We start from the raw sequence: 7,278 nt of genomic DNA, 5'->3' as shown, positions 1-7,278 counted from the left end.
ATCTGTAGAATTTGATGCAATAAATTTGACAAGTGGCGTTTATTTTTATAAATTGAATGCAGGTAATTACACTTCAATTAAGAAAATGTTACTGTTACGTTAGAATAAAATGAAACATGGCATAAAAATAAGAGGAAGTATATGAAATTTGATGAAAGGTGTAAGTCTAATCTTCTGAAAGCTCAAGAAGAAGCAAAAGTTCTTAGACACCAAAAGGTGGAACCTGAACATATTTTATGGGTAGAACTTCAGGTGAACGAAGCAAGCTTTGTTGAGTTTTTAGAATCGCAAAAAATTTCTAAAGCTCATGTTCAGGGTGTAATAAAAAAGAGGATGGAGGATTTACCAAGGTCTGCAACCAGCGACACGCGTGAAGCTTCACCTCGTATGAAGATCTGTTTTGAAAAAGCAAAAAGGGAAGATAGCCAAGATGTTAGCTGGAGAGACTTAGTGGTTGCCGTTGTTGAAATCGAGAACGACCCGCTAACCGAAGTTATCTGGGATTGTGCAATTACTCCTTATGAGTATAAGAATTTTACAAAAGGCGAGAAAGAACTTGCCACTGTAACTCTCGGTGAGTCCGAAAAAGAAGATGTCCTCTCCAAGTTCTGCATCGATTTAGTTAAGCAGGCGACGGACGGTAAATTAGGAGCCGTCATTGGCAGGCAGAGTGAGATTCGCCAGATTACAACGATTCTTTCTCAAAAAATGACAAACAATCCCATACTCATCGGAGACGCCGGTGTTGGTAAAACTCATATCGTTGAAGGACTCGCAGTTAAAATAGCAGCGGGTGAAGCTGGACCAGTTCTCAACGGTAAGAAAATTTTATCTCTCGATGTCGGATTGTTATTAGCAGGTGCAAACTATCGCGGTGAGTTCGAAGAAAGATTGAAAGCGATTATCAAAGCAATCTCAGGACACAAAGGAAACACGATACTATTTGTTGATGAAATTCATACTCTCATGGGCGCAGGACAAACATCGGGTGCGCTCGATGCGGCAAATTTAATCAAGCCGGCTCTGGCGCGAGGTGAACTGTGGTTGATCGGTGCAACGACTTATGCCGAGTATCGAAAACACATAGAAAAGGATCCTGCCTTTACCCGTCGATTCGGAAGAGTGAATGTCCCCGAACCGACTCACGAGGAAACAGTTACTATATTAAAAGGAGTGCGAGAGAAATTTCAGAAACATCATCAAGCCACAGTTCCCGACGACCAGATCGAAACGATTGTTAGTTTGTCCGGCAGATATATCGGCGATAATCAATTCCCGGCTAAAGCAATTCAGGTACTCGATAACACATTAGCACGTGTTCGGCTTGCGAATGTTTTAGGTGAACGCCCCGATGCAATCATTACAAACGAAGATATTGCCGTGGCAGTAGGAGAGAAGACAGGAATTCCTGTTGATAAAATTTTTAAAGATGAATCTGCGCGATTGTTAGGTATTGAAGATATTCTCAAGAAAGATGTTGTTGGTCAGGATGAGGTAATCAGCACAATTGCAAAACGCTTACGTATGATGTCGCTACCTTTCCGTGATTCTGTCCGCCCAAGAGGAATCTTCTTATTTATCGGTCCTTCGGGTGTTGGCAAAACTTATCTTGCTAAACAGATTGCAATTGAATTGTATGCCAGCTCTAAACAGTTGGTCCGTTTGGATATGTCTGAATATACTGACGAACACACAAGCCGCCGGCTTGTAGGTGCCGATCCTGGATTAGTAGGTTACGAAGAAGGTGGCGTTTTAACGGAAGCCATTCGCCGCAGACCCTATTCAATGGTGTTGTTGGATGAAATTGATAAGGCACATAAAAAAGTGTGTAACCTGTTCCTACAAGTTTTTGATGAGGGGAGATTGACTGATAGTCAGGGACATACGATTAATTTTTCGAACACGGTATTCATTCTAACATCCAATTACGGTTTTACCGGAGTTGATATCGATGTTGCCAATGTTGATGAAAACCAACAGGCACAGAAAGCACTCGACCATTTCAAACGGCACCTTGGACCCGAATTTATTAAACGTATGGACGAAGTCGTGGTATTCAAATTCCTCAAACCTGAAGATGTACATAGAGTTGTTGACCAAAAATTGGCTTCGTACAGTCAGGAGTTTTCAAAATCACCAGGCGGTCATCCTGTTAATATTGAACTCCTGCCGGAAGCGAGAGAACTTATTGTAAAGAACGGTTATCAGAAAGAATTCGGAGCCCGTTCAATCACTACTTTTATAGATACGGAATTAGCAAGTGTAATGGCGACTGAAATTCTGAAGCGCCGACAAGAGAAAGGAGGTATGTATATCCCAGAGAAAATATTAATAACTAACAAGGACTCTATCTTAGATGTTGTCATTGATTAAAAGATGGATACAAAAATTATTTGGAAAGAAAGTATCAAATAAAAAATTATCTAACAACAAAAATAAAGGAATAACCATGGGTAAAACACAAGATGTCGACAAAGCTCGACGAATACTTCCCACAAATGCTGCACCGGGAGTTGCTGAACTTAACAGTAACTTCACCACAATAATCGCTTCGGTTAATCCTGAGACTGCCGGTGAAGATTGCACACCCGTAGAATGCGGTTCGGTTGCTGAGGTTGCAGCCAACTTCAAACCTAAAGTTGACCTCGAAATTAAAAAGCTCGACAAGTTAGGAGCCGATAAGGTCGAAGAATCAACCGCATCTATAACTATGAACTACGGCGAAGACCCATCCCAGATAATGGACGATTTCGGGGCTGAGAACATTGCCGTAAAAGCAAAATCTTCCGAGGGCGAACGAGTTTTACTCGACCAGCAGCTTTCGTATCTTGCATTAGAGGATTTACAGGAGCGTTTAAAAGATCAAAAGGTAGCTCAACTCTTCCAGAACAACAAAGAAGCTTTAATCCAAACCCTCGAGGCAGAAATTGAGCGGATGAAAAAATTGATCGAAGATGTAAAATTAGAATCTCTCGGTGGAGATTAACTAAATAATTAATAAATAAACTATAAACAATATTTCTTAAGGAGAATAACTATGCCACAACCAAAATCTGTAAAGATCAGCGGGGTCAAGATAGACGAAGTCGAAGGTGTGACTCTGAATATCAACACACCCGTCGGTCCAAGAGGAGATTATGATGGACGGACCTGTGCCGCAACAGTAGAATTGTACAGGCGGGCACGCAACACCCCGACAAGTGAAATTTTTAAACTTGCCACTAATGAAGACGGTCGATTAAAGATAATCGATGGAACGATTGTGTTGCAGGATGCCGAGCTTAAAGAAACATACACAATCGAGATGAAGGAAGCATACATAAGTAGTTGGGAATTCCATCAACCACCCGAAGATACCGATATGTACGAAACGATAAAATTTAAAGTCGGTAAAATGTCGCTGTCAGGCGGTGGAAAATCTAAAACATTCAGTGTCCCTGAATTTAAACGCAAGTAAAGGAAAGGAGATAATAAAATGATAAAAGATTATGCAATAAAACTAAACGGGGTTACAATCCCTAATGTTCAAGAAGTACGAGTGCGAATCGAAACGCCCGGTGATTCACGCGGCATATACAGAGAACCGACTTTCGCTGCTACAATAAACATTACCCGTGATGCAAGTAACAATGCAATCGTAGAAGCGTTTGGTATGGCAACTAACGAAGATGGCAGGAAGAACATACTAACAAGCGGTACAATCGAATGTCATGGTGATGATATAAAAGATAACTATGCTTTCGAAATCAAGAAGGCGTTCATATCACGCTGGGCATTAAAAAATCCCATCGAGCCTCAATTGCCAACGCTTGAATCATTTGAAATAAAAGTTGGAGAATTAGATTATAAAGCCGGCGGTAAAGGTGCGAAATTTGCACTCAAAGCTTTTAAATAAATATGAACAAATAAATATCATGAAAGGATAGAACCATGCCAGATGAAAAAGATAAAACTCAGGTTCGTGAAACAACTGCTGTAGCTATAAAAACGAATGAACTCGCTGCTATACTTGCTCCAAAAACCGGGTCATTGCTTCCCGACGGAGTTGCACTTAAGATTCTACCCTCTGCAAAAGATTTCCCGATGGAGAATATGCAAACTTCTAAGGAATCTGTTGCAAAACCGTTGAAGATAACACGCTCTAAAGCCGATGTAAACGCGGGATATGTTTATCTTAAGCGGTTAGAAGTACTTAAAGATATGCTCGCCGGTGCTGCCGACCTTGCAACTCTGAGATCTCGTGTAAAAGAAAGACGTGAAATGGTTTCTCAAGTATTCCAACAAAACATGGCAGCAGTTTTTGCAAAACAACGCGGGCTGGAAAAAACATACAGAGAACTCGACACGTTTTTCTATGAATCGCGCCTCAACCCGGGTGAAGCCGTAGCTTATGTCTCGATAGTAAATGCGCACGCCGACCGTGATTTCAATGCAATAATGGATCCTGAAACGGGTCTTGCTGCAAGATTTCCGAACCGGGAAAACTTCGATATGAAAAGCTTAATCGGTATGTTTGTAATTCCTGATTGGCCCGGAAGCGAAGCAAAATTAGCTAAGTATGGAGAACTTGCAAACCACAGTATGGCACATCTCTTCTGCGGATTCCCGGATATGTCAATAAAAGAAGCGCAAGAGTTGTTCGATGTTGGTGGCGACTTAGCTGAATTGAAATCAACAGACCCGATAAAACAACACATTTCTGTGGTTGCTAATCCGCTTAGAATTCGTCGTGCAAATCGGTTCGAGAAAGAGCTAGGAGATTTTTATATTAACCCCGCAGGAATTCTTGCCGGTAAGATATACAAAGGCGATATAAAGGAAGGTATCCATATAGCACAAGCGAACAAACCGCACGAGATAAAATTACCCACGCCCGATGGCTCACCGTTAGAAATGAAGTGGAACATCCGCGGCGGTCAGCAGATGAAGTTCAATAAAGCTCTTATCCCAGTAGCTTTCTATGAAGGTCTTGTATTCTGGGGTGTAGATACTTTATACTTAGCGAGCGGTCTGGGCGATGAAGGTATGGACCAGTACACAGTAAAGCGCTGCGATGAGTATATTGCTAAAGTTGTTCTACATTATCTGAACGGACGTACATTCGTTCCAAACGAGCAGTCAAGTCGTGACCAGATTCAGTCGGCAATACAGAAATTCCTGATGCACAATACCGGTGGTCCGGCAAAAATGCTCGAGTTTGGGAAAGTCGAAGGAGTGGAAGTTGTTACAAATCCTGATGGCTCTGTAAATAACCAGGCAATCGATATTCGCATAAATGTTAAGTACAAGAATGCGATACGTCAGTTGAACATGTATCTGGTTTCTACTGATTCTGAGCATTGGAAAGAAGGCAGTAAGTAATAATTTAACCGTTCCTCAACGAAATTGTAAGAGCGTGTTGCTTGATTGTCATTGCTATGGGGCTGTCCAATAAGTACGAGATCCAGTCACATTGAGCTTGTCGAAATGTGAAAGTGAGCAAAATCAAACCTTCGACAAGCTCAGACAGACAGTATATTTTACTTTTTAGACAGCGACGGAAACAATCTGATTTTTCTAAAATAATTCAGATTATCAGACTGCCTGCCTGCGGCGAGCAGGCTTCGTCCATCGTTTAACTGGTGGACTTGCAATAACGGTTGGCTAATGACGGCTCTTTAATAAAGTGTCCAAATACTGCTATGTGTCCATCGGTTGACGGACTAAGTGTTCTCGTATATTAATACCAATTCTGTTACTGGAACAAATATTTTGCGAAAAAATCGCGTTATTACTAAATTGAGCTTACATTTATAATGATTAAGTTGGAAAGTTACTTTAATAAATAATGAGTATAACTGGTAAAATAATATTAACACTCTTATTTTTATTTCATTTCAATTCGTATTCACAATGGTCAACATCTACAAGTACTGATAGTGCTTTATATGTTTGTCCTGGTTTATTCCCTGGTATTGTGCCATTCACCGACGGAAGCTCGATCATCCTCGGTGCACTGGATAGTTACATCTTTGCACAGAAGCTCGATCCTTATGGACTTAAACAATGGGTAACACCAAATGAAGTGCATTATAACGATAGCAGCTTTATCACATTTCTTCAAACGCCATACAGCCACAATTGGGGCGGATGGGTCAGTGATGGTGGTGGCGGCGTTATATTCTTTTGGTACGATCATCGTGAAGGTTTCCAAGATCCGCAAAGTGGTCGCTGGTTTAACAACGCCATTTACGTTCAACGTATTGACAGTAACGGAGTTGTTCGATGGGGAAATGGTGGTGTGAAGCTCATAGGACCAGAAAGTGGATTGAAGTATGGGGCAATTGTAAGTGATAACCATGGTGGATTCTTGCTTGCGTTGACTGATGGAGGGTTTAATTACCCCGGTGCACCGAATCGCCACGACCTGCGAGCAGCGCGGTACGACAGCGGGGCGGTAGTTGTGTGGGAGCGTGCCATCGACTCAAGCTTTGTTGAATCTGACCATTATTCTCTCTATACGATGAGGAAAGGTGGTGAGCGACTTTATATAAACTATTATGCTGGTGGGAATTTCTCCAGAACTGTAGACGTATTCGGGAATATCATTACTACGCAACGAGAAAAAATATTCTTCACCATAACTTCTGAGGGGGATAGTATTGTATATTTCACGTCCTATCCAGAAATCGAGAAACAATACAAAATGGGAAAAAGGGGGGATACAGTTTGGGTATCAACACCCCAAATTCCAGATAGTTGCAAGGAAAAAGGATGGTATTTTGTCCCTGATGGGTATGGCGGTGTGTACATGATGGTCACTTATGGAGATAGCATTGTTAATATTGATTGTACAGGTGTAGCTATGGTGCGACAATTTCAAGGTATAAATTTCGGAGGCCAAGCATTCGCGGATGGGAACCATGGACTTGTTATTGCCTGCCCTACTACTGCAAAGCGCTATAATCAATTTGGTCGAATGATCTGGCAAGAGCCTGTATTGTACATGCGAGACCCATGGAACGCTTACTTCGATGTATCGGCTGCTGACAACAATGGTGGTATCATCAAGGTATTCTGGACAACCTTAGGCGGTATATATGCTCAGCATACTGGACGTACCGGGAATGTTGGTATCATCACTAACATACAACAAATAAACCCATTGCCAGGTGAAATATCTTTATCTCAAAACTATCCTAATCCATTCAATCCCTCAACGACAATACGATACACTTTACCATCTAGTGTTGTGTTAGCCATGAATTGACGGATATAATCTTTTAAGTTTCACCCTTG

Annotated in this window: 8 protein-coding genes; all 8 read left to right on the top strand. The window is 41.5% G+C overall.

Annotated features, from left to right (window positions below):
* Window positions 1–19 precede the first annotated feature (19 nt).
* The 8 genes from QME58_13690 to QME58_13655 all read left to right on the top strand — a co-directional run bounded on the left by QME58_13690 (window position 20) and on the right by QME58_13655 (window position 7,249).
* Window positions 20–103: a hypothetical protein gene (locus QME58_13690; GenBank protein ID MDI6804868.1), complete on the top strand. Its 84-nt coding sequence runs from the start codon at window positions 20–22 to the stop codon at window positions 101–103.
* A gap of 38 nt (window positions 104–141) precedes the next feature.
* Window positions 142–2,373: an ATP-dependent Clp protease ATP-binding subunit gene (locus QME58_13685; GenBank protein MDI6804867.1), complete on the top strand. Its 2,232-nt coding sequence runs from the start codon at window positions 142–144 to the stop codon at window positions 2,371–2,373.
* Between the two features lie 76 nt (window positions 2,374–2,449).
* Window positions 2,450–2,986 (top strand): hypothetical protein, encoded by a 537-nt coding sequence (locus QME58_13680; protein MDI6804866.1) that lies wholly within the window; start codon window positions 2,450–2,452, stop codon window positions 2,984–2,986.
* 51 nt (window positions 2,987–3,037) lie between these two features.
* The gene (locus QME58_13675; GenBank protein MDI6804865.1) at window positions 3,038–3,457 is read left to right on the top strand and encodes a hypothetical protein; all 420 of its coding nucleotides are present in this window, start codon (window positions 3,038–3,040) and stop codon (window positions 3,455–3,457) included.
* 18 nt (window positions 3,458–3,475) lie between these two features.
* On the top strand, window positions 3,476–3,895 hold the full coding sequence (locus QME58_13670) for a hypothetical protein (GenBank protein ID MDI6804864.1): 420 nt from the start codon (window positions 3,476–3,478) through the stop codon (window positions 3,893–3,895).
* A 35-nt stretch (window positions 3,896–3,930) separates the two neighbouring features.
* Window positions 3,931–5,361 carry a hypothetical protein gene (locus tag QME58_13665; GenBank protein ID MDI6804863.1) on the top strand — a complete coding sequence of 477 codons (1,431 nt, stop codon included), beginning with the start codon at window positions 3,931–3,933 and terminating at the stop codon, window positions 5,359–5,361.
* Window positions 5,362–6,059: 698 nt separating this feature from the next.
* On the top strand, window positions 6,060–6,284 hold the full coding sequence (locus QME58_13660) for a hypothetical protein (GenBank protein ID MDI6804862.1): 225 nt from the start codon (window positions 6,060–6,062) through the stop codon (window positions 6,282–6,284).
* Entirely contained in the window at window positions 6,281–7,249 is a 969-nt protein-coding gene (locus tag QME58_13655; protein MDI6804861.1) for a hypothetical protein, read from the top strand. The genes QME58_13660 and QME58_13655 overlap by 4 nt, the downstream gene beginning before the upstream one ends.
* Window positions 7,250–7,278 lie beyond the last annotated feature (29 nt).

Source organism: Bacteroidota bacterium (assembly GCA_030017895.1).
Classification (GTDB): domain Bacteria; phylum Bacteroidota; class Ignavibacteria; order UBA10030; family BY39; genus JASEGV01.
This window is presented reverse-complemented; position numbering and strand designations above follow the sequence as displayed.